The sequence below is a fragment of the Streptomyces hyaluromycini genome (genome assembly GCF_002217755.1).
Lineage (GTDB): Bacteria > Actinomycetota > Actinomycetes > Streptomycetales > Streptomycetaceae > Streptomyces > Streptomyces hyaluromycini.
In genome coordinates this window covers 309706-330844 of record NZ_BCFL01000021.1, presented here as the reverse complement: position 1 = coordinate 330844, position 21139 = coordinate 309706, and the positions used below count along the sequence as shown (strand labels likewise).

The following is a 21139-nucleotide window of genomic DNA, read 5'->3' as shown; positions in this document are numbered from 1 at the left end:
AATGGTCTGGGGCGGGTTGTGTTACCCGGGGTTACGTCGGTGCCCGCGCGGGTGCCCTTTCAGGCCGCCGGGCGCGGCCCGACGTTCACGACCTCGCCGATCACGATGACCGCCGGGGGTTTCACTTCCTCCGTGCGGACGACCTCCGCGACCGTGGCGAGGGTCGCGTCGACCCGGCGTTGAGCGGCCGTCGTGCCTTCCTGGACCAGGGCCACCGGGGTTTGCGGGGACTTGCCGTGCGCGACCAGGGTCTCGGCGATCTTCCCGATCTTGTCGACGCCCATGAGGACGACCAGGGTCCCGGTCAGCTTCGCGAGGGACGGCCAGTCGGCCAGCGAGCGCTCGTCGTCCGGCGCGACATGGCCGCTGACCACGGTGAACTCGTGCGCGACGCCCCGGTGGGTGACCGGGATGCCCGCGGCGGACGGTACGGAGATCGAGCTGGAGATACCGGGAACGACCGTGCAGGGGATCCCGGCCTCGGCGAGCGCCTGGACCTCCTCCATGCCCCGGCCGAAGACGTAGGGGTCGCCGCCCTTGAGCCGTACGACCGACTTGCCCTGCTTGGCGTGTTCGATCAGGGCGTTGTTGATGGCCTCCTGGGCCATGTAGCGGCCGTAGGGGATCTTCGCCGCGTCGATCACCTCGACGTGCGGCGGGAGTTCGGCGAGGAGGTCGCGGGGGCCGAGGCGGTCGGCGATGACGACGTCGGCCTCCGCCAGCAGGCGGCGGCCGCGGACCGTGATGAGGTCGGGGTCGCCGGGGCCGCCGCCGACCAGCGCGACGCCGGGGGTACGGGTGCGGTGGTGGGGGGCGACGAGGGTGCCGTCGCGCAGGCCCTCGACGACGGCGTCCCTGATGGCGGCGGTGTGGCGGGGGTCGCGGCCGCGTGCGTCGGTGGTGAGGACGGCGACCGTGACGCCCTCGCTGTGGCCGGTCGCCGGGGTCCAGGCGGTGGCCTGGTCGGCGTCGTCGGAACGCACGCACCAGACGCGGTGGCGCTCCGCTTCGGCGGAGGCGGCGGTGTTGGCGGCGGGGTCACTGGTGGCGATCAGGGCGTACCAGGCGTCGCCGAGGTCGCCGTCCTGGTAGGGCCGCCGGACCCAGGTGATCTCACCGGCGTCCGCCATCGCCTCCACCGAGGGGGTCGCCTCGGGGGACACGAGGGTGATGTCGGCGCCCGCCGCGATGAGGGCGGGGAGGCGGCGCTGGGCCACCTGGCCGCCGCCGAGGACGACCACGCGGCGGCCGGAGAGGCGGAGGCCTACGGGGTAGGCGGGGTGTTCGGCCATGAGGTGCGGCTCCTCCGAGGCGTTGCTATAGCCCTGACGTGCAGATTTTACGGGGCGGCCGGTTTCGGCGGCATACGTGTCCGGTGGCTGGGCGACATCGCCGGGTGCGCGGCTGCGGGTGGTTGTGCCCACCCGTTCCGCCCTGCGGAACGCCTGCCCACAACCACCTGGTCGGCCGAAAAGGAAGCCGGTGCTGCCGTCCCGCAGCCCAGAACCACCGGTCGGCCGACAAGGAACCCGGCACTGCCGTCCCGCAGCCACGGCTACGGCCACAGCCACAGCCACAGCCACAGCCACAGCCACAGCCACAGCCACAGCCACAGCCACAGCCGCCAACGACCAGCCGGCCGCTATGGGAACCCGGGACCAAGGTCCCCTGCTTCTACTTCTCCGTCACGCCCGCCGAGTCGAACGTGGCCACCTCGTGCATCGCCCTTGCCGTGCTCTGGACCAGCGGGAGGGCCAGCAACGCACCCGTGCCCTCGCCCAGGCGCAGGTCCAGGTCGACCAGGGGGCGCAGGCCCAGCTTGTTCAGGGCTGCCACGTGGCCCGGTTCCGCGCTGCGGTGGCCCGCGATGCACGCGGCGAGGACCTCGGGGGCGATCGCGCGGGCCACCAGGGCGGCGGCGCCGGCGCTGACGCCGTCCAGGATCACCGGCGTGCGCAGGGACGCGCCGCCCAGCAACAGGCCCACCATCGCCGCGTGTTCGAAGCCGCCGACCGCGGCCAGGACGCCGATCGGGTCGGCCGGGTCCGGCTGGTGGAGTTCCAGCGCGCGGCGGACCACCTCGGTCTTGCGGGCGAGGGTCTCGTCGTTGATGCCGGTGCCGCGGCCGGTGACCTCGGCGGGGTCGGCTCCGGTGAAGACGGAGATGAGCGCGGCGGAGGCGGTCGTGTTCGCGATGCCCATCTCGCCGGTGAGGAGCGCCTTGTTGCCCGCGGCCACCAGGTCCCTGGCCGTCTCGATGCCCACCTCGATGGCCTGCTTGGCCTCCTCGCGGGTCATCGCGGCGCCCGTCGTCATGTCGGACGTGCCCGCCCTGACCTTGCGCGGGAGCAGACCCGGCGTGGCGGGCAGCTCGGACGCGACGCCGACGTCCACCACGCACACCTCGGCGCCCACCTGGCTCGCGAACGCGTTGCAGACCGCTCCCCCGCCGAGGAAGTTGGCCACCATCTGGGCGGTGACCTCCTGCGGCCACGGCGTGACGCCCTGGGCGTGCACCCCGTGGTCGCCGGCGAAGATCGCGACCGCCGCGGGCTCCGGGATCGGCGGCGGGCACTGCCGGGACAGGCCGGACAGCTGGGCGGAGATGATCTCCAGCATGCCGAGCGCACCGGCCGGCTTGGTCATCCGCTTCTGCCGTTCCCAGGCCTCGCCGAGCGCCTTCGCGTCCAGCGGGCGGACGCTGGCGACGGTCTCGGCGAGCAGGTCGTGCGGGTCCTCGCCGGGCAGCGCGCGACGGCCGTACGTCTCCTCGTGCACCACCCAGGACAGCGGACGGCGCTTGGACCAGCCGGCCTGCATCAGCTCGGGCTCGTCCGGGAACTCGTCGACGTATCCGACGCACAGGTAGGCGATGACCTCCAGGTGCTCGGGCAGGCCGAGGGCGCGGACCATCTCGCGCTCGTCGAAGAAGCTGACCCAGCCGACGCCGAGGCCCTCGGCGCGGGCGGCGAGCCAGAGGTTCTCGACGGCGAGGGCGGCGGAGTAGGGCGCCATCTGCGGCTGGGTGTGCCGGCCGAGGGTGTGGCGGCCGCCGCGCGTCGGGTCGGCGGTGACCACGATGTTCACCGGGGTGTCGAGGATGGCCTCGATCTTCAGTTCCTTGAACTGCTTCGCGCGGCCCTTGGGGAGGGACTTGGCGTAGGCGTCGCGCTGGCGCATGGCCAGTTCGTGCATCGAACGGCGGGTGTCGGCCGAGCGGATGACGACGAAGTCCCAGGGCTGGGAGTGACCGACGGAGGGCGCGGTGTGGGCGGCCTCCAGGACGCGCAGCAGCACCTCGTGCGGGATGGGGTCGCTGCGGAAGCCGTTGCGGATGTCACGGCGTTCGCGCATGACCTTGAGGACTGCCTCGCGCTCGGCGTCGTCGTAGGCGGGCGCGGCCGGGCCGGTGGACTGACGTGCTTCTGCCACGGGGGCCGTGCTCTCTTCCTGGTCGGCGGCCCTGGTGTCCAGGTCCTCCGCTTGCTGTACGACATCGGGGTGCTCCGGCAGCGGAGCGGGTTCGGCCTCGCGGGGCCCGGGGACCGTCGCGGCCTGCCCGGGCAGCGACTCGCCGCCCTGGTCCTGCGCGGGGAGGACCAGCGGGTGGGGCGGGGTGGGGGCGAGGTGCGGGGTGGTGGGCACCTGGCCGTCGACGGCGACGAACTCGCCCAGGGGCTGCTCCGGTGCCGGTTCCGCCGGGACGGCGGCGGCCAGGGGCTCCGGGTCCGGGGCCGCCGGGGTCTCCTCGGGGGCGGGCGCGGGACCCTGGGTCTGCGGGCCGGCGAGGTGGGCTTCGACCGGCTGGACGGGCTGCGCCTCGGGGGTCTCGGCCGACGGTACGGCGATCGGGGCGGGGACCTCGGCCGGGGCGTGCGGGGCGACCTGCTCGGCCTCCGGGACGGCCGGGGCGAGGGGCTCCGGCGACTGGGGGTGCTGCGGGGCCTCGGCGGCGACGGGTGCCGGGGCTGCCGGGGCGAGTTCCTCGGCGGCGGCCTCCTCGGGCTGCACCGGCACGAGCGGCGCGGCGGGCGCGGGAGGCACCGGCTGGGCGAGCTCGGCCACGACGACCTCCGGGGCCGGGACGGACTCGGGCGCGACGGCTTCCGGCGCAACGGCTTCCAGCCCGACGGCTTCCGGCGCGACGTCCTGCGGCGCGGGACCGGGCTCGGGGGTCACGGTCTCCGTGACCTGCTCGGCCCCGGCCGGTGCCGCGAACCGCTGCTCCGGTGCGGCCGGCTGTGCGGGCTGCCCCGGCTCGGTCAGCACGGCCTCGGCAGCCGTCTCCGTGACCGCCACCGGCTCCGCGAGCTGCTGACCGGTCTCCTCCGGCACAAACGCGGCCTCGGGTCCGGCAGGTCCGCCGGGTGTCGTGTCGGCGCCGGGAGCCTGTACCGCCTCCGGAACCACCACGGCCGCCGGAGCCGCCTGCACCGGCACCGCATCCGGCCCCTGGGGGGCCTGCGGAGCCTCCGGGAACTGCGGAGCCTGCGGTACCTGAGCGGCATCCGGCGTCGGCGCGACCTGCGGCGCCACCGACTCGGAGCCCAGGTCGCCCCCCGGTTCGGCCGTCGGCACCGGAACGCCTCCGTCCACCGGCTGGGCCGCGCCCTGCGGTCCGTACGCGTTCTCGGGCTGCACGCCGACGCCGGCCGCCGGTGCCTGCGGCTCGGCCGCGACGCCCGTGGCCACGGCCGCCGTGGCGAGCCGGGCGACGGCCGCCTGGGCGGCGCCGGACGGGTCGGGAGCACGGAGCTCGTGGGCGACCGCGAGTTGCGGCTCCGGCGCAGCGGGAGCGGCAGGGACGGCGGGAGCCGCGACAGCCACCGTCTCCGAAGCCGGAGCAACCGTTTCGGCAGCCGGGCCCTGTGCGGCCACCTGGGCCACCGGAGCGGCCTGTGGTGCCGTCTGCGCGACACTCTGCGGCGCACCCCAGGGCGCGGCGGACTGCGGTACGGCCTCGCGCGGCGGCTGGACGTCGAGGTACTCGGGACCGGCCGCCGGCAGGCCCGGCTGCCGTACCGGTGCGCCGGCCGGGCCGCGGTCCGCGAGGGAGCGGACCGGGCTGGTGGAGGCGTCGGGGATCGGCGGGCCGAGGTGCAGCGGGCGGCGCGGGGCCGGGGCGGCCGCCGGGTCGTGCGGCACGGAGAGGATCGGGGACGCCGGTACCGAGCTGGGCAGCCGGACGGCGGTGAGGTCGACCGAGCCGCTGTCCCGGCCGCCCGTCTCGTGCGGGCCGGGCTCGTGGACGGCCTCGACGACCGGCTCCGGGGCCGGCGGCGGCACTTCGTTGCCCCAGGCCCCCTGGGCGCCGGGGAGCAGCAGGTCTTCGTCCTCGGCAGGCGACTCGGAGAGGTAGGTGTACGCGCCGTGCGCGGGAACGCCCGGCTGTTCCACCATGCCTGCGCTCTCCGGCAGTCCCTCGCCCGGGACCTGGCCGGTGTCCGTCATGCGTACCCCTCGCCCATCGGTTAGTGCCTTCTACGACCAGCTCACCCGGGGCGGCGCACCGACCGTCCCGCAGTGAAGAACGAGCGTGCGTGCCCAGCGGCACGAACGACCCGCCGGAAAAGGCGACAAAGCCATTCAGTGGCATTGTCCCGGCCGTTCGACCGTCGCGACAGCGTGATCCGCGACAGCCCGCTGTGGACTGCGCCACGTTGCGCGTCCCCGGTTCTGCCGTACCACACCCGCCCCAAAAGGGGCGCGTTTTCCGGACATTGGCGAACGAATTTCCGGGCCACCGGTGCGGTGCAGCGATCGGCCAGCCTACCGCGCGCAGTATGACAACAGGATCACGGGGCGCGCTCAGCAAGGACGCCGCTGAGCAGGAACGCGACGTTCCGCTCGGTCTCCGTCCAGGCCCTGGTGTCGAGTTCGACGGACTGCAGCAGGGCGCACTCGACCTGGTATCCGTGCTCGGTCAGGTCGCGGCCGACGAGTTCGGCGGCGTCCCGGGTGGCGGCGTGCGTGACGATGCGCTGCGGCCGGCGGTCGGCGACCGCGGAGACCACCGCCGCTCCCCCGCCCCCGACCCGGACGACGTCGGGCTCGGGCAGGTTCTCCAGCACGTGCGGGGCGCTGCCGTGCACGATCTGGAGCTGGACGCCGAACCTGCGGGCGGCCGCCTCACTGCGGACGCAGGCCGCGAGAGCGCGGTCGACGGCGATGACGGCGGCGCCGGCTCGCGCGGCCTCGGTCGCGAACGCGCCGCTGCCGCAGCCGATGTCCCAGACGAGGTCGCCCACCCGGGGCCCCAGCCGGGCGAGTTGGGCGGCCCGCAGCAGTTCCGTCTCCCCTTCGCCGAGCGCGGCTCCCTCGCCGTACTCCGCGTCGGGCTGCACCCAGCCGCGCGGGCCGGCCGCCGGGTCCCGGCCGGCGATCCAGCCGCCGCCCTCCCCCGCCGCCACCGGTCCGGCCGGTCCGCCGATGACGATGACGACGTTGGGGTCGCGCCAGGTGTGGTCGGCCGCCTTGTCGGAGGTGACGACGGAGACCTGCTCGCGTTCGGTGCCGAGCTCCTCGCAGATGACGAAGGTGCGGTGCACGCCCTCCATGAGCAGGCCGAGTTCGGCCGGTCCGGCGCCCGGAGAGGTGAGGACGGCCACCTTGGTGTGGGCGCGGCACACATTCACCGCGCGTCGCAGGGTGCGCCGGTGTGCCACGACCACCTGCGCGTCGTCCCAGGGCATGCCGGCGCGGGCGAAGGCGGCGGCCACCGAGGAGACGGCGGGGACGACCTCGACCTCCAGGCCGAACTCGGGTGCGCGCAGGGTCCGTACGACGCCGAAGAAGCCGGGGTCGCCGTCGGCGAGCACCACGGCGGTGCCGCGGTGGCCGGTGATGCGGCGGGCGGCGAGGGCGACGCTGCCGAGGCGGATGCGTTCGGCGCCGGGCGGCACCTCGGGCAGGGCCAGATGGTGGGCGGCGCCCGCGACGAGCGTGGCGGCGCCGAGCGCGCCGCGTGCCGCGGCGGTCAGGGGCGAGCCGTCCCAGCCGATCACCGTGACCCGGTCGGCCATCGTCGTCAGTCTCCAGTGTTTTCGCAGGTCGTCAGGGTCCGGGCCCAGGGGGCGGGCTCCGTGAGAGTACCTGGTGGAGCTGTCCGGCGGGTGCCGGGGCGAGTCCCGTCGCCGTCAGTTCCAGGAGGTGAAGCCGTCGCTGCCGGCGAGTTCCTCGCCCGCGCCCTCCAGATCCTCCGGGAGGAGGCTCCACACGATGTAGTCGCTGCGCACGTCCGCCCAGGTGCCGTCCTCGGTGCGGACGTGGACTATGCAGGCGTTGCGCAGCACGCCCTCGCTGATGCAGCCGATCTTCTGGGCCACCTGCTGGGCGGCGGTGTTGTCGGCGGCGGTGCGCAGCTCGATGCGCTCGAACTTCTGGTCGCCGAAGAGCCACTGGGCGGTGGCGAGCGCGGCCTCGGAGGCATAGCCCTCGCCGCGCGCCCAGGGGGCGATGATGTACGACAACTCGGCGGACCGGATGCGCCAGTTGGCCTTGGCGAGCCGGATGACACCGACCAGACGCTGGGTGAGGAACTCGGTGACGGCGAGGTCGAGGCCCCGGCCGGCGAGCCGCTCGGCCGGCGCGTACTCGGTGATCCAACGCCGGGCGCTGTCCTCGCCGTACGGCTGTGGGACGCCGATCCAGGCCCCCACCTGCTCGTCGTTCATCATCTCGGCCAGTGCGGGCACGTCGTCCTCGTCGAGGGCACGCAGCACCAACCGCTCCGTGCTGATGGAGATGTTGGGGAAGGTGCTAGTCATGCGCCGCTCCGTAACCTTCGGAAACCCTTCAGGCCCAAACCTGCCGGGCCCGCGAACTGCCCAGCATGCAGCATGAAACCACTGAACCGCACGACGGGGTCCACCCGTGGTGACCGAGTGGACCCCGTGCGTGGCGATACGCCGTATACGTGCCGCCGGAAGGACAGGCCGGAAGGACGGCCGGAAGGAAAGTCGGAAGGACGGTCAGAAGGAGGGGATGACCGAGCCCTGGTACTTGTCCTCGATGAACTTCTTCACCTCGGGCGAGGTGAGGAGCTTGGCGAGCTTCTTCACCCGCGGGTCCTTCTCGTTGCCCTTCTTCACCGCGAGGAAGTTGCCGTACGGGCTGTTCTTCGCGGACTCCAGGACGAGGGCGTCCTTGGCGGGCTTGATGCCGGCCGAGATGGCGTAGTTGCCGTTGATCACCGCGGCGTCCACGTCGTCCAGGGAACGCGCGGTCTGGGCTGCCTCGACCTCCTTGAACTGGAGGTTCTTGGGGTTCTTCGCGATGTCCTGCGGGGTCGCCTCGCTGCCGGCGCCGGCCTTGAGGGTGATGAGCCCGTTGGCGGCGAGCAGCTTGAGGGCGCGGGCCTCGTTCACGGCGTCGTTGGGGACGGCGACGGTCGCACCGCTCTTCAGCGCGTCGACGCTCTTGACCTTGTGGGAGTAGAGGCCGAGCGGTTCCAGGTGGACCGTGACGACGGGCACGATGTGGGTGCCGCGCTTCTTGTTGAAGTCGTCGAGGTACGGCTTGTTCTGGAAGTAGTTGGCGTCCACCGAGCCGTCCTCGGTCGCCGTGTTCGGCGTGATGTAGTCGGTGAACTCCTTGACCTCCAGGTCGAGTCCGGCCTTCTTCGCCAGGTTGTCCTTGATGTAGTCGAGGATCTCGGCGTGCGGGGTCGGGCTCGCGGCGACGACCAGCGGTCCGCTGTAGTCGGAGGAGCCGGAGGCGGAGTCCTTGTCCGAGCCGCAGGCGGTGAGCCCGAAGGTGAGGGCTCCGGCGGCGAGGACGGCGGCGGTGAGCTTTACGGTGTTACGCACGAAAAGTGCCTTTCCTTAAGGGTGGAGCTACCCCGCGGTGGGTGGTGCGGGGAAATCCGAGGGGGTGCCGAGACTCGGTCAGACGGTTTCGCCGGTGGCCGTGGAGGCCTTCAGCAGGCGCAGCTTCGGCGCCGGACCGGACCGCCCGCCGCGGCGGTGCAGGGAGCGGGCGGCGTAGTCGCCGGCGAACTGGATGACCGAGATGACGACGGCGAGGATCGCGACCGTGATCCACATCAACTCGGTCTCGAAGCGCTGGTAGCCGTAGCGGATGGCGATGTCACCGAGCCCGCCGGCGCCGACCGTGCCGGCCATGGCGGAGTAGCCGATGAGCGCGACGATCGTGGTCGTGGTGGAGGAGATGAGCGAGGGCAGCGACTCGGGTACGAGGACTTTCCGTACGACGGTCCAGGTGTTGCCGCCCATCGACTGCACGGCCTCCACGAGCCCGCCGTCCACTTCGCGGACAGCCGTCTCGACGAGGCGCGCGAAGAAGGGGATGGCGCCGATCGCGAGCGGCACGATGGCGGCCTCGCGGCCGATGGTCGTCCCGGTGATCCAGCGGGTGAAGTTCATCAGCGCGACCATCAGGATGATGAACGGCATCGAGCGGGCGACGTTCACGATCTGCCCGATGACCTTGTTGGCCAGCACGTTCTGGAGCAGGCCGCCCCGGTCGGTGAGCACGAGCAGGATGCCGAGCGGAAGTCCGCCGACGACGGCGATCAGCGTCGACCAGCCCACCATGTAGAGGGTGTCCCAACACGCCTGGGACAGCAGCGGCTGCATCGCAGACCAATCAGTCCAGGTCACTGGGCACCGTCCTTCACCAGCAGGGCCTCCCGGCCCAGCACGTCGATCTGCAGGCCCTGCTCGCGCAGGAAGCCGATGGGCACCACGTTGTCCTCGTAGCGGCCGGGCAGTTCGATGCGCATCCGGCCGATCTGGAGGCCGCCGACGGTGTCGATGGCGGCGCCGAGGATCGATATGTCGATGTTGTAGGTGCGGGAGAGCTGGGAGATGACCGGCTGGGTGGCGGCCTCGCCGTGGAAGGTGACGTCAAGGACGGTGCGGTCGTCGCCGGAGGCCTCGCCGCCCACCGGGAAGAGCGCGGCGGCCAGTTCGGAGCCCGGGGTGGCAAGCAGCTCGCTGACGGTGCCGTGTTCGACGATCCGCCCGTTCTCCATCAGCGCGGCCGAGTCGCAGATCGTCTTCACGACGTCCATCTCGTGCGTGATGAGCAGGACGGTCAGGCCCAGCTGCCGGTTCAGGTCGCGCAGCAGCTGGAGGATGGAGCGGGTGGTCTCCGGGTCGAGGGCGCTGGTCGCCTCGTCGGAGAGCAGCACCTTGGGGTCGCCGGCGAGGGCGCGGGCGATGCCGACGCGCTGCTTCTGGCCGCCGGAGAGCTGGGCCGGGTAGGCCTTCGCCTTGCCGGTGAGCCCGACGAGGTCGAGCAGCTCAAGTGCCTTGCGGGAACGTTCCTTCCCCGACGTGCCGAGGATTTCGAGCGGCAGCTCGACGTTGTCCTGGACGGTCCGGGAAGACAGCAGGTTGAAGTGCTGGAAGACCATGCCGATACGGCTGCGCGCCTGCCGCAGCTCCCGGCCGGCCCGGGGACCGCGCCCGGCGAGGGCGGTGAGGTCCCGGCCGTCGACCGTCACGGTGCCGGCGGTGGGGCGCTCCAGCAGGTTGACGCAGCGGATCAGCGAGGACTTGCCGGCGCCGGACTGGCCGATGACGCCGTACACCTCGCCTTCGCGGACGTGCAGGTCGACGCCGTCGAGGGCGGTGACCTCTCGGCCGCGCGAGCGGTAGACCTTGGTCAGGCCCGTGGTGGTGATCACGTGGGTTTCCGTCACTGTCGAGTGCGCGGGCGTGGGTGTGCCCGGGCGCACGGGTGCGTTCGTTCAGGGACGCGGCACGGTTCTCGCAGGGGCGCTGAACCGGGGAGAACATGTGCGCGGGGGGCGGCTTGCGTCACGTACGGGCGTCGTGGCGCCGTACGGACATGCCACCGGTCTCGCTTCGGGGCGCGAGCTCTGGGGTGGTGCGGGGGCCCTCTAGAAGGCGCACATTCGACACATACAACGAGCACCGGGCGTCATGGTCGCCTCGGTCGCAGGGGTGCGGTCGCTCGTCGTGGTCATGCGATCAGTAAACCAGACCTACGGTCCTGACAGGCCGCCGCTGTCCGCATGGTGGACAGCGGCGGACACCTCTCAGCCGCGGGGCGATATCTCGACGCCGTGGTCCGTGACCAGTGCGGACAAGGCCGAGAGGTCCTTCACCACGAGGTCCGCGTCGAGCTCGTGCGCCTGGTGGGTTGTGGCCAACGCCACGGTGGTCATACCGGCCGCGCGGCCCGCCTGGAGCCCGGCGGGGGCGTCCTCGAAGACCACGCAGTGCGCCGGGTCGACGCCGAGTCGGCGGGCGGCGAGGAGGTAGGGCTCGGGGTCGGGCTTGCCGCGGGTGATGTCGTCGGCGCAGACCAGCGTCTTCGGCCGGATCCCGACCGCTTCCAGGCGGGCCTCGGCCAGGCGGCGGGTTGCGGAGGTGACGACGGCCCAGCGGTCGGCGGGCAGGGAGTCGAGGAACGCGGCGGTGCCGGGGAGCAGGTGGACGCCGTCGTTGGGGACGTCCTCCACCTCCAGCTGTTCGACCCGGGCGACGGCTTCCGCCACGAGGGCCGGCGGGAGCAGGTCGGCGACGATGTCCGCGGCGGGCCGTCCGTGCAGTTCGACTCGGGCGAACTCCTCGGTGACGCCGTACTCCGCCGCCCAGCGGGTCCAGCAGCGCTCGACCGAGTCGAGGGAGGAGACCAGGGTGCCGTCGTTGTCGAACAGGAGGGCTTGTGCGTGGATCGTCATGGTCTAGACCCTACGGTGTACGGCAGGGGCGACGGCATCGGGCCGTTTCGGCCGTAATAAGGTCACCGCATGCTCAATGCCCTGCTGACGGTGACCGGAGTCGCCGCGCTGCTGCTCGCCGCGTGGTGCGGCTGGGCGGCGTACCGGGACCAGCCGACGAAGGACTGGCACTTCATCGGGATGGCCGTGGTGACGGTGCTGGCGGTGATCCAGCTGGTCGCCGGGATCGTGCTGCTGGCGCGGGGCGAGAAGCCGGACCAGGGGACGACGATCTTCGTCGCCTATCTGGTGGGCGCGTTCGCGTGCGTCCCGGCCGCGGGGTTCATGTCGCTCGCCGAGCGGACGCGGTGGGGTTCCGTGACGGTCGCCGCGGGCGGTGTGGTGCTGGCCGTGCTGGAGGTGCGGCTCTATGACATCTGGGGAGGGTGAGATGACGGCCGTGGACGAGAGGCCGAAGCGGCTGACCAGTGGGCCGGGGACGCTGCTGGTGTGGTTCTACGGCGTGATGGTCGTCGGGGCGGTGTCGCGGTCCGCGTACCAGATCGCCACCGAGTTCGACCGGGCGCCGCTCGCGTACTCGCTGTCGGCGGTCGCTGGGGTGGTGTACGCGTTCATCACGTACACGCTGGTGCGGGGCGGCGAGACGGCCCGCAGGGTGGCGCAGGTGTGCTGCGCCGCCGAGCTTGCGGGGGTGTTGATCGTGGGTACGTGGACGGTCGTCGACTCTTCCGCGTTCCCTGATGCGACCGTGTGGTCGGACTACGGGATGGGGTACGTGTTCATTCCCGTGCTGTTGCCGCTTTCCGCGTTGTACTGGTTGCGGAAGGGCGCCCAGCAGGGGGCGGCTTGAGGAACGTGCGCGACTGACGGTGCGTTGTGGCTGGTCGCGCCCACGCGGCGGCAGCCGCAAATCAAACACAGCCCCGCGCCCCTAAAGGGGCGCTTCAGCCAAGGGGACTGAAAAGTCACGCCGTTGTCGCGTATGTGCTCGCCGGCTTTTCCAGGACGATCATCGGGACGCCGTCTGCGCCCTTTGAGGTGCCTACCGTTTCGTAGCCGACGCGGCGGTACAGGCGGAGGTTGCCCTCGCTGCGGTGGCCCGTGAAGAGGCGGAACTTCTTGGCTCCGCGTTCCTCGGCCAGGGCCCCTTCCGCCGCGCGGAGCAGCCTCGCGCCGATGCCGTGGCCCTGGAGGCGGGGGTGGACGCAGAGCTTGCCGATGGCGGCGGCGCCGTCCTCGGTGACCGAGCCGCGGACCGAGCCGACGACCTCCTCGCCCAGGCGGGCGACGAAGACACAGTCGCCGGCGAGCTCCTGGCGGACCGAGTCGAGGCTCTGGACGAGCGGGTCGATGCGGTAGTTGCCGTACAGCGCCGCCTCGCTCTGGAAGCACAGGTACTGGAGCCTGAAGATCTGCTCTGCATCCTGCTCGGTCGCCACCGAGATGGTCACGCTCATGCCCATGTGCGCACGCCTCCCGCTCACCTGATCGCCTGTCGTTCTCACTCCTATCCCCGCGCTTCGTGAGGCGCAACCTCCGGCGTCAACAATCGGCGCAGACATCCCAGACATCTGGAACGTTCCGGGCCGAGACTGCCCTGTGAGATACCCAACTCCCCCGCGATCTCCCGGTATGTCAGGTCCTTCGGGGAGAGCAGGGCCTGCAGGAGACGGGGGCAGCGGCCGGGGAGGCGGGCCACCGCCTCGCGCAGGGCGCGGTGGCGGGCGGTGCTGAGGACGCGTTGTTCGGGGGTGGGGGTAAAGGGGTCGGCGGGGTCGGTGGCGTAGGGGCGTTCCCGGCGGGCGGTACGGCGGGTGCGGCGGGACTCGGCGCGCACCGCCCGGCGCAGCCAGTCCTCGGGGGCCCGGGGCGGACCGTGGCTCTCCAGGCGCTCCAGGAGGCGGAGCCAGACGGTCTGCTCCAGGTCGCGGGGGTCGCCTCCGGAGGCATGTGCCTCTGCGGCGGCCTCCGCGGTGAGCAGCGGGCGCAGGGCGGAGACCAGGTCGTGCGTCATGTGCGGAACGACGCGGCCGCCCCGGGGCAGGTTGCCGGGGCGGCCGGGAGTCACCCCGAACGGGGTGCGGGGGCTCAGCCGTTGACGAAGTCGGCGCGGGCCAGCAGGGCGGTGTCGGCGTTGTCGGTGAAGACGCCGTCGATGCCGGTCTCGAAGTACTTCTGGAAGACGGGGAAGACGTTGCCATAGGCGTCCGGGGCGGTGCCGTTGCGGTAGGCCGGCGGCAGGAAGGGGTTCTCGTTGCGCATGGTGTAGGGGTGCAGGACCAGGCCCACCTTGTGCGCGTCCGCGACCAGCGTGCTCGGCGTGGTGAAGTTGCCGCCGGCGTCCTTCGGGATGATCAGGTCGACGGTCGGGCCGATGCCCTGCGCGTAACCGGCGATCTCCCGCAGGCCCTTCGGCGTGATCAGGTCGGCGACCGTGCGCGGGTCGCCCGTCGCGACGAAGTCGTAGGGCTGAGTGGTCGCCGCGGAGAGCAGCACCACCAGCGGGTTGTCGAGCAGCGTGTTCAGGCGCTGGATGCTGCTGGGCTCGAAGGACTGCAGGATGACCGGCGAGTTCCGCTTGTCCTTGCCGTACTTGCGCAGCAGCTTGGCGACGCGCTCCTCAAGGCCGAGGCCGAGGCGGCGGAAGTAGGTGGGGTGCTTGGTCTCGGGGTAGATCCAGACCTGCTTGCCGCGCTTGCGGGTCTGCTCGTCCTGCCACTTGAGGACTTCCTCGAAGGTGGGGATCTCCCAGCGGCCGTTGTAGAGCGTGTTGTGCGGGCGGTTGGCCGGGATGCGCTCGATCGCACGCAGCGTCTTCAGCTCGGCGAGCGTGAAGTCCTCGGTGAACCAGCCGGTGGTGGGCACGCCGTCCAGCGTCTTGGTGGTCTTGCGGTCGGCGAACTCGGGGTGGTCGGCGACGTTCGTGGTGCCGCCTATCTCCGGCTCGTGGCGGCAGACCAGGTGACCGTCCTTGGTGGGGACGAGGTCGCCGGCCTCGACGACGTCGGCGCCGAGGTCGAGGGCCAGGTTGTAGGAGCCGAAGGTGTGCTCCGGGCGGTAGCCGCTGGAGCCGCGGTGGCCGATGATCGTCGGCTTCGGCAGGCTGTGCAGGCCGCCGTGGCCGGACTGCTTGGCCTCGGCCGCTCTGGCCGCGCCGGGCAGTCCGAGAACCGCGCCGCCCGCGCCGAGCACCGCGGCGCCGAGCAGTGCCCGCCGTCCGGTCGTGCCGTTCACCTGTGTCCGCCCGTCCGAGTCGTGCGTGTTCATGAGCGCTCTCCTGACCTTCACCCTCTGATGGCGGCTGATGGTAGGGCTGCGGATGTGACCGAAGGGAGACCGCCGACCCAACGGCCGGGTGACGCCGTATGGCTGCTGGACGGCGAGTCATGACGGTCCGTCGGCGACTTCCGTCACATCGTCGCGAGCTCGTTACGGCCCGACCCCGGGGCGTCACCGCAGGTAAACCAGCGTCAACAGTACGTAAGACCTCGGTGAACCGGCCGCACTCGATGTGCGCTTCCCACGGAGCCGCGAGTAATGTCCTCACCTGCACAGACTCATACCACCCCTCGACATCGGAGGACCCGTTGTCCCGCTTCGCGCTCATCAAGGCAGTGCTCGGACCGATCATGCGCCTGATGTTCCGCCCCCAGGTGGAGGGCGTGGAGCACATCCCGGGGGACGGTCCGGTGATCCTCGCCGGCAACCACCTCACGTTCATCGACTCGATGATCCTGCCGCTCGTGAGCAAGCGGCAGGTGTTCTTCATCGGCAAGGACGAGTACGTCACCGGGAAGGGCTTCAAGGGCCGGCTGATGGCCTGGTTCTTCACCGGCGTCGGCATGATCCCGGTGGACCGGGACGGCGCGAGCGGCGGGGTCGCCGCGCTGATGACCGGCAAGCGGGTCCTGGACGAGGGCCGGATCTTCGGGATCTACCCGGAGGGCACCCGCTCCCCCGACGGCCGGCTCTACCGGGGCCGTACCGGCATCGCGCGGCTGACGCTGATGACCGGTGCGCCGGTGGTGCCGTTCGCGATGATCGGCACGGACAAGCTGCAGCCGGGCGGCGCGGGCATCCCGCGGCCGGGCAAGGTCACCGTCCGGTTCGGCGAGGCCATGGAGTTCTCCCGGTACGAGGGGATGGACCGGGACCGCTACGTGCTGCGGGCCGTGACCGACTCGGTGATGGCCGAGGTGATGCGGCTGTCCGGGCAGGAGTACGTGGACATGTACGCCACGAAGGCGAAGGCCGCCTGACGGCGAGGGCCGGCTGACACTCTTTCGGCGGAAGGGCACGGACCGGTGGTCCGTGCCCTTCTGTCTGCCATCTGCCTGATCCGTCCGGCGTCCGCCTGCCGGTGGAATCTGCCCCGACACATCGGTCATTCATCCGCATTTACCGGCCATATGAGCACACAGCATGTCTTATTCAGACATGCAGAAACCTTCTCGGCGTACCCTGCTCCGTGCTCCGTTCGCCGCCGCCGGGGCGGGGCTCCTTGCGGCATGTTCCGACTCAGGCTCCGAACCCAGTTCCGGCCCGCAGCACACGGCCGGCACCGCGGCGTTCGTCCCGCAGGGGCCCAGGGGGTACGTCAACCCGTCGGACCCAGAGGTGCTCGCGGCCGAGCGGAAGCGTGGGTCCGGCCCCGTCCGCATGATCAAGTTCACGGCCGCCAGGAGCATGCTGGACCTGGGCGGGCGGTCGGTCCACAGCTGGGCGTACAACGAGTCGGTCCCGGGGCCGCTGGTGCGCGTCACCGCAGGTGACGTCCTCAGCCTGACCCTCTCCAACCAGCTGCCCGAGAAGACCACACTGCACGCCCACGGGGTGCGGCTGCGCTGCGACATGGACGGTGTTCCGGACCTGACCCAGTCCCCCATCGCACCGGGGACGGACTTCATCTACCGGTTCGTCGCCTCCCACCCGGGCACGTATCTGCTCCACTCGCACGTCGGCATGCAGCCCGACCGGGCCCTCTACGCGCCGTTCGTCGTCGACGACCCGAAGGAGCCGCTCTCCTACGACCAGGAATGGATCGTCGTCCTGGACGACTGGCTCGACGACATCGGCGGTTCCAACCCCGAGCAGGTGCTCGACCAGCTCAAGCCGGGCGGGTCCATGGCGATGGACATGGGCATGGGCATGGGCCCCGGCCGCGGCAGCCCGAGCCCCCACGGATCGGTGCACGCGTCCGCGTCGCCGTCCAAGTCCATGCCCATGCCCATGCCCATGCCCAAGGGCAAGCCCAAGACGCCGATGGGCCCCGACCGGGTGCTGCGCGACTCCCACAGCCAGATGCTCCACGGCGAGGGCGGCAACGTCGCCTACCCGCACTACCTGGCCAACGGGCGCCTGCACACCGACCCCTCGGTCTTCCGCTGCCGCCCCGGCGACCGGGTCCGGATCCGCATCATCAACGCCGGCTCCGAGACGGCGTTCCGGGTCGCGCTCGGCGGCCACGCCATGACCGTCACCCACACCGACGGCTATCCCGTGCAGCACAAGAGGACCGACGCGCTGCTCGTCGGGATGGCCGAGCGGTACGACGTCCTCGTCACCGCCAAGGACGGCGTCTTCCCGCTCGTCGCACTCGCCGAGGGCAAGAAGGGCAAGGCGCTCGCGATCCTCCGCACCGACAAGGGAAGGAACCTTCCCGCGCCGGATGCCCGTCCTGCCGAGCTGGACCGCGAGATCGTGCCGGCGCGCCGCCTGCTGCCGGCCGAGTCCGTCGCCATGGACGACCGGGTTCCCGACCGCGACCTGCGGATCAGGATCACGGGGACGATGCAGAAGTACGACTGGGGGTTCGACCACAAGACGTACGACGTGCGGGAACGGCATGCGGTGCGGGCCGGTGAGCGGGTGCGGCTGACGCTCATCAACGCGACCGACATGTGGCATCCGATGCATCTGCACGGGCACACGTTCTCGGTCGGCGGGATCAGCTCGGAGGGGGCGCGCAAGGACACGACGATCGTGCTGCCGCATCGCAAGCTGGTGCTCGACTTCGACGCCGACAATCCGGGGTTGTGGATGCTGCACTGTCACAACCAGTACCACTCGGAGAGCGGGATGATGACGGTGCTGGGTTACAAGAAGTGAAGACCGGGGGGCTTCGGTGGTTTTCCGGGCGCGGGTGCGCGGGGGCTGGGCGCGCCCACGCGGCGTCAGCCGCATATCGGATACAGCCCCGCGCCCCTACGGGGCGCTCTCCAACCGTTGATTTCGCAGCAAGAACCAGGCCGCCAGCGCCGTCGCCAGGAGGACCGCGGCGCCCGCGCCCGAGGCCAGGTGGAGGCCGTGGGTGAAGGAGTCGCGGGCCGCCGTCAGCATCGCGGTCGCCGTGGGGGCGGGCATGGCCGTCGATGCCTCCACCGCCGCGCCCAGCGATTCACGGGCGGCGGCCGGGGTGCCCGGCGGAGCCGTGAAGCCTCGGTAGACGCCCGTCACGATCGAGCCGAGCAGGGCGATGCCGAGCGCCGCGCCCAGTTCGTACGCCGTCTCGGAGACCGCCGAGGCGGCGCCCGCCTGGTCCTTGGGGACGCTGGAGAGGATGACGTCCGCCGTGACCGTGAAGGAGAAGCCCGCCCCGATGCCGACCACCAGGAGGGCGGCGCCGAGGATCGGGTAGCCGGTGGACTGCGAGAGGGTGGTCAGGGCCGCGAGGGCGACGCCGACCGCCGCGAGGCCGCCGGAGACCACCGCCCGTACCGAGTAGCGGCGGGCCGCCCGGCCGGCCACCAGGCCCGCCGCCACCGCGCCGACCGCGGCCGGGAGTTCGGCGAGGCCCGCCTCGAACGGGTGCCTGCCCTGGACCAGTTGCAGGTACTGGGAGAGGAAGAACACCAGGCCCGACATGCCGAGCACGGTCAGCAGGTCGGCCAGGACCGCGCCGCTGAAGCCCCGGTTGCGGAACAGTCGCATGTCCAACAGGGGCCTGGGCATGGTGAGCTGGCGGCGGACGAAGCCGCAGAGGGCCGCGGTGCCGAGGAGGGCGGTGGCCGCGGTCACGCCGGTGAGGCCGTGGGTGGCGGCCTCCTTCACCGCGTACACGACGGCGATCATGCCGACCAGCGACAGGACGACGCTGGTCAGGTCCCAGGGGCCGGGGTCGGGGTTGCGGGACTCGGGGAGCTTCCTGCTGCCGACGAGGACCAGGACCACCATCACCGGCAGGTTGATCAGGAAGACCGAGCCCCACCAGAAGTGCTCCAGCAGGAAGCCGCCCGTGATCGGGCCGACGGCCGTGCCGGCCGAGGCCGCCGCGCCCCAGATGCCGACGGCGAGGCTGCGCTCGCGCGGGTCGTGGAAGAGGTTGCGGATCAGGGCGAGGGTCGCGGGCATCAGGGTCGCGCCCGCGACGCCCAGCAGGGCGCGGGCCGCGATCAGCATCCCGGGGGTCGTCGCGTACGCGTTCAGGACGGATATCGCGCCGAACGCCGTCGCGCCGACGAGCAGGATCCGCTTGCGGCCGATGCGGTCGCCGAGGCTGCCCATGGAGACCAGCAGGCCGGCGATGACGAACGAGTAGACGTCGCCGATCCAGAGCAGCTGGGTGCCGGAGGGGTCGAGGTCTTCGCTGATGTAGGGGGTCGCCAGGCCGAGGACGGTCGCGTCGACGGCCACCAACAGCACGGCGAGCACGAGGGCGGAGAGCGCGAGCCAACGGCCCGGACGCCTCTCCTCCGCCTCCGCGACGCGCGCCGGCTGCAGGGTGCTGGTCATGATTCCTCTCTTCGTCGTGCGCCGCCGAGCAACAGCTCGACGATCATGTGGGTGAAGTCCATACGGGCGACGCGGCCCTCCGAGACCGCCCAGGCGGCGGAGGCCAGCAGGCCGTACAGCGCCTCGGTGAGCCACGCGGGCGTGAGATCGATACGGAACTCGCCGCTCTGCTGGCCGCGCCGGAAGAGGGCCGCGATGCGGTCGTCGATCCGCGTCCAGCCCTGGTTCTGCCCCTCGCCCTCGAAGAGCTGGTTCTCGGTGTAGAGGAAGGCGAGCAGGCCGGCGGCCGGTTCGATCTCGCGGACCAGGCGGTGCACGGCGTCGGCCGCGGGGCCCTCGTCCAGGCGGGCCGCGTCCAGGGCCGCCTCGCACTCCTCGATGCCGAGCGCCTCCAGCGCGCGGACGAGCGCGTCCCGCCCGGCGAAGTGCCGGTGCAGGGTGGCCCGGCTGATCCCGGCGGCCTTGGCGACCTCGTCCATGGTCGCGGTGGATTTGCGGGTCAGCAGGGCGGCTGCGCTGCGCAGGACGTGGTCGCGATCGAGAGCCATGAGACAATAGTAGCCCACATGAGACACTGATGTCTCATTGCTGGCATGCGTGACTCACAGAGAGCGGATCAGGGGTCGTGTCAGTGCCAGGGCAGGCTGCCGCGTCGCTCCCAGTAGGCGCGCGGTTCCTCGGCCAGAGCGGCGAGCCGGGTCAGCTGGTCCGCGTCGAGGTCGACCACGGGCGCGTGGAGGTTGGAGGCGAGCTGGCCGAGCGTCGCCGCGCCGGAGAGGACCACTCCGGCCCAGGGCTCGCGCAGTACGACCGCGAGGGCGACGGCGTCCGCGCCCAGGCCGGTCTCCCCGGCGACGGCCTGCAGGACGTCGGGGGCGTGCGGGGCGGCGAGGCGGCCGTTGGCCATGCCCTCCTTCACGATCACCGTCAGCCCGGCGTCGTGCGCCTCGGCGAGGGCCGGTCCCGCCGAGGTCTCCAGGGCGTTGTACGTCGACTGGACGGTACGGAAGAGGGGCTCGCCGCCGACCGTGACGGCGAGGGCGGCACGGACGGCGTCGGCCTGGGCAGGGCCGCTGGTGGAGAAGCCGATGGTGAGGCCGCCGGCCGCGGCTTCGGCGAGGCGGGCGTGGAGTTCCTTGTCGGTGAGGGCGGGGCTGTCCGGGGTCACCGAGTGGATCTGGTACAGGTCGAGCCGGTCGCCGAGCAGCGCGGCGGTCTCGGCGCGCTGACGGTCGTACGTCCGCAGGCTGTGGTCCTTGACCTCGTGCGTCTCGGCGTCCGCCGACCAGCCGGCCGTGTAGGTGTAGCCCCACTTGCTGCCCACGACGACATCGGTGACGTCGGGGCGGGCGGTCAGCCAGCCGGCGAGGAACTCCTCGGAGCGGCCGTAGGAGCGGGCCACGTCGAAGTAGCGGACGCCCTGGGCGTAGGCGGCGTCGAGGAGTTCGTGCGTGCGGGCTCGCAGGGCGCCGACACTGCGGTCCTCGCCGAGGTCGGCTTCGCGGCCGAGGTTGATGTAACCGGGGCGGCCGACCGCGGCGAGGCCGAGCCCGATGTGCGCGGTGGGCGTGGTCGCGGCGGCCAGACGGCTGAACGGCATGCGGGCTCCCTGCACGATCGGCGTGGGGGGATCCCGCGTCAGGAGCGGGATCTCGCACAAATCTACCCAGCCGTGCGCGGTTCAGCTCGCGCCGGGAGCTGTCGTCGCATGTCACTCCCACAGCGTTTTCACCC

The 21139-nt window shown here is 71.9% G+C and carries 18 protein-coding genes; 4 read left to right on the top strand and 14 right to left on the bottom strand.

Annotated elements, in window-relative coordinates; genetic code table 11:
• Window positions 1-59: 59 nt before the first annotated feature.
• The 8 genes from cobA to SSP29_RS25805 all read right to left on the bottom strand — a co-directional run bounded on the left by cobA (window position 60) and on the right by SSP29_RS25805 (window position 11674).
• Window positions 60-1292, bottom strand: coding sequence for a uroporphyrinogen-III C-methyltransferase (gene cobA / locus SSP29_RS25840; protein ID WP_089103192.1), 1233 nt, complete (start codon window positions 1290-1292; stop codon window positions 60-62).
• Window positions 1293-1674: 382 nt separating this feature from the next.
• The gene (gene cobT / locus SSP29_RS25835) at window positions 1675-5451 is read right to left on the bottom strand and encodes a nicotinate-nucleotide--dimethylbenzimidazole phosphoribosyltransferase (protein WP_089103191.1); all 3777 of its coding nucleotides are present in this window, start codon (window positions 5449-5451) and stop codon (window positions 1675-1677) included.
• A 344-nt stretch (window positions 5452-5795) separates the two neighbouring features.
• The gene (gene cbiE / locus SSP29_RS25830) at window positions 5796-7022 is read right to left on the bottom strand and encodes a precorrin-6y C5,15-methyltransferase (decarboxylating) subunit CbiE (protein ID WP_089103190.1); all 1227 of its coding nucleotides are present in this window, start codon (window positions 7020-7022) and stop codon (window positions 5796-5798) included.
• A 114-nt stretch (window positions 7023-7136) separates the two neighbouring features.
• Window positions 7137-7766, bottom strand: a complete 630-nt coding sequence (locus SSP29_RS25825) for a GNAT family N-acetyltransferase (protein WP_089103189.1) — start codon at window positions 7764-7766, stop codon at window positions 7137-7139.
• Between the two features lie 204 nt (window positions 7767-7970).
• The gene (locus SSP29_RS25820; protein WP_089103188.1) at window positions 7971-8807 is read right to left on the bottom strand and encodes a MetQ/NlpA family ABC transporter substrate-binding protein; all 837 of its coding nucleotides are present in this window, start codon (window positions 8805-8807) and stop codon (window positions 7971-7973) included.
• A gap of 78 nt (window positions 8808-8885) precedes the next feature.
• Window positions 8886-9596: a methionine ABC transporter permease gene (locus tag SSP29_RS25815; protein WP_089103187.1), complete on the bottom strand. Its 711-nt coding sequence runs from the start codon at window positions 9594-9596 to the stop codon at window positions 8886-8888.
• Window positions 9597-9616: 20 nt separating this feature from the next.
• Complete coding sequence (locus SSP29_RS25810; RefSeq protein ID WP_167450004.1) at window positions 9617-10651, bottom strand: methionine ABC transporter ATP-binding protein; 1035 nt, start codon at window positions 10649-10651, stop codon at window positions 9617-9619.
• A gap of 375 nt (window positions 10652-11026) precedes the next feature.
• Window positions 11027-11674 carry an HAD family hydrolase gene (locus SSP29_RS25805; RefSeq protein ID WP_089103185.1) on the bottom strand — a complete coding sequence of 216 codons (648 nt, stop codon included), beginning with the start codon at window positions 11672-11674 and terminating at the stop codon, window positions 11027-11029.
• A gap of 69 nt (window positions 11675-11743) precedes the next feature.
• Here SSP29_RS25805 and SSP29_RS25800 point away from each other — a divergent pair, with 69 nt between their 5' ends.
• On the top strand, window positions 11744-12103 hold the full coding sequence (locus SSP29_RS25800; RefSeq protein ID WP_089103184.1) for a hypothetical protein: 360 nt from the start codon (window positions 11744-11746) through the stop codon (window positions 12101-12103).
• Window position 12104: 1 nt separating this feature from the next.
• Window positions 12105-12524: a hypothetical protein gene (locus tag SSP29_RS25795; RefSeq protein ID WP_089103183.1), complete on the top strand. Its 420-nt coding sequence runs from the start codon at window positions 12105-12107 to the stop codon at window positions 12522-12524.
• Window positions 12525-12639: 115 nt separating this feature from the next.
• On the opposite strand, the gene SSP29_RS25790 is transcribed toward SSP29_RS25795, so the two are convergent.
• The 3 genes from SSP29_RS25790 to SSP29_RS25780 form a co-directional block, all read right to left on the bottom strand.
• Window positions 12640-13137 (bottom strand): GNAT family N-acetyltransferase, encoded by a 498-nt coding sequence (locus tag SSP29_RS25790; RefSeq protein WP_089103182.1) that lies wholly within the window; start codon window positions 13135-13137, stop codon window positions 12640-12642.
• A gap of 44 nt (window positions 13138-13181) precedes the next feature.
• Window positions 13182-13688 carry a sigma-70 family RNA polymerase sigma factor gene (locus tag SSP29_RS25785; RefSeq protein WP_089103373.1) on the bottom strand — a complete coding sequence of 169 codons (507 nt, stop codon included), beginning with the start codon at window positions 13686-13688 and terminating at the stop codon, window positions 13182-13184.
• Window positions 13689-13762: 74 nt separating this feature from the next.
• Window positions 13763-14941, bottom strand: a complete 1179-nt coding sequence (locus tag SSP29_RS25780; RefSeq protein WP_089103181.1) for a glycerophosphodiester phosphodiesterase — start codon at window positions 14939-14941, stop codon at window positions 13763-13765.
• 320 nt (window positions 14942-15261) lie between these two features.
• On the opposite strand from SSP29_RS25780, the gene SSP29_RS25775 reads away from it, so the two are divergent.
• Together SSP29_RS25775 and SSP29_RS25770 are read left to right on the top strand one after the other, a co-directional pair.
• The gene (locus SSP29_RS25775; protein ID WP_089103180.1) at window positions 15262-15933 is read left to right on the top strand and encodes a lysophospholipid acyltransferase family protein; all 672 of its coding nucleotides are present in this window, start codon (window positions 15262-15264) and stop codon (window positions 15931-15933) included.
• 178 nt (window positions 15934-16111) lie between these two features.
• Window positions 16112-17782, top strand: a complete 1671-nt coding sequence (locus tag SSP29_RS25770) for a multicopper oxidase family protein (protein ID WP_089103179.1) — start codon at window positions 16112-16114, stop codon at window positions 17780-17782.
• Between the two features lie 96 nt (window positions 17783-17878).
• On the opposite strand, the gene SSP29_RS25765 is transcribed toward SSP29_RS25770, so the two are convergent.
• From SSP29_RS25765 to SSP29_RS25755, 3 genes are all read right to left on the bottom strand, one after another.
• Window positions 17879-19405, bottom strand: a complete 1527-nt coding sequence (locus SSP29_RS25765) for an MFS transporter (RefSeq protein ID WP_089103178.1) — start codon at window positions 19403-19405, stop codon at window positions 17879-17881.
• Window positions 19402-19953: a TetR/AcrR family transcriptional regulator gene (locus SSP29_RS25760; protein ID WP_150134908.1), complete on the bottom strand. Its 552-nt coding sequence runs from the start codon at window positions 19951-19953 to the stop codon at window positions 19402-19404. The genes SSP29_RS25765 and SSP29_RS25760 overlap by 4 nt, the downstream gene beginning before the upstream one ends.
• Before the next feature lie 80 nt (window positions 19954-20033).
• Window positions 20034-21005 (bottom strand): aldo/keto reductase, encoded by a 972-nt coding sequence (locus tag SSP29_RS25755; RefSeq protein ID WP_089103176.1) that lies wholly within the window; start codon window positions 21003-21005, stop codon window positions 20034-20036.
• Window positions 21006-21139 lie beyond the last annotated feature (134 nt).

Excerpts from the sequence above, each read along its gene's own strand:
- cobA (WP_089103192.1), bottom strand. The coding sequence starts at position 1,292 with ATGGCCGAACACCCCGCCTACCCCGTAGGCCTCCGCCTCTCCGGCCGC.
- cobT (WP_089103191.1), bottom strand. The coding sequence starts at position 5,451 with ATGACGGACACCGGCCAGGTCCCGGGCGAGGGACTGCCGGAGAGCGCA.
- cbiE (WP_089103190.1), bottom strand. The coding sequence starts at position 7,022 with ATGGCCGACCGGGTCACGGTGATCGGCTGGGACGGCTCGCCCCTGACC.
- SSP29_RS25825 (WP_089103189.1), bottom strand. The coding sequence starts at position 7,766 with ATGACTAGCACCTTCCCCAACATCTCCATCAGCACGGAGCGGTTGGTG.
- SSP29_RS25815 (WP_089103187.1), bottom strand. The coding sequence starts at position 9,596 with ATGCAGCCGCTGCTGTCCCAGGCGTGTTGGGACACCCTCTACATGGTG.
- SSP29_RS25805 (WP_089103185.1), bottom strand. The coding sequence starts at position 11,674 with ATGACGATCCACGCACAAGCCCTCCTGTTCGACAACGACGGCACCCTG.
- SSP29_RS25800 (WP_089103184.1), top strand. The coding sequence starts at position 11,744 with ATGCTCAATGCCCTGCTGACGGTGACCGGAGTCGCCGCGCTGCTGCTC.
- SSP29_RS25795 (WP_089103183.1), top strand. The coding sequence starts at position 12,105 with ATGACGGCCGTGGACGAGAGGCCGAAGCGGCTGACCAGTGGGCCGGGG.
- SSP29_RS25790 (WP_089103182.1), bottom strand. The coding sequence starts at position 13,137 with ATGGGCATGAGCGTGACCATCTCGGTGGCGACCGAGCAGGATGCAGAG.
- SSP29_RS25785 (WP_089103373.1), bottom strand. The coding sequence starts at position 13,688 with ATGACGCACGACCTGGTCTCCGCCCTGCGCCCGCTGCTCACCGCGGAG.
- SSP29_RS25780 (WP_089103181.1), bottom strand. The coding sequence starts at position 14,941 with ATGAACACGCACGACTCGGACGGGCGGACACAGGTGAACGGCACGACC.
- SSP29_RS25770 (WP_089103179.1), top strand. The coding sequence starts at position 16,112 with ATGCAGAAACCTTCTCGGCGTACCCTGCTCCGTGCTCCGTTCGCCGCC.
- SSP29_RS25765 (WP_089103178.1), bottom strand. The coding sequence starts at position 19,405 with ATGACCAGCACCCTGCAGCCGGCGCGCGTCGCGGAGGCGGAGGAGAGG.
- SSP29_RS25760 (WP_150134908.1), bottom strand. The coding sequence starts at position 19,953 with ATGGCTCTCGATCGCGACCACGTCCTGCGCAGCGCAGCCGCCCTGCTG.
- SSP29_RS25755 (WP_089103176.1), bottom strand. The coding sequence starts at position 21,005 with ATGCCGTTCAGCCGTCTGGCCGCCGCGACCACGCCCACCGCGCACATC.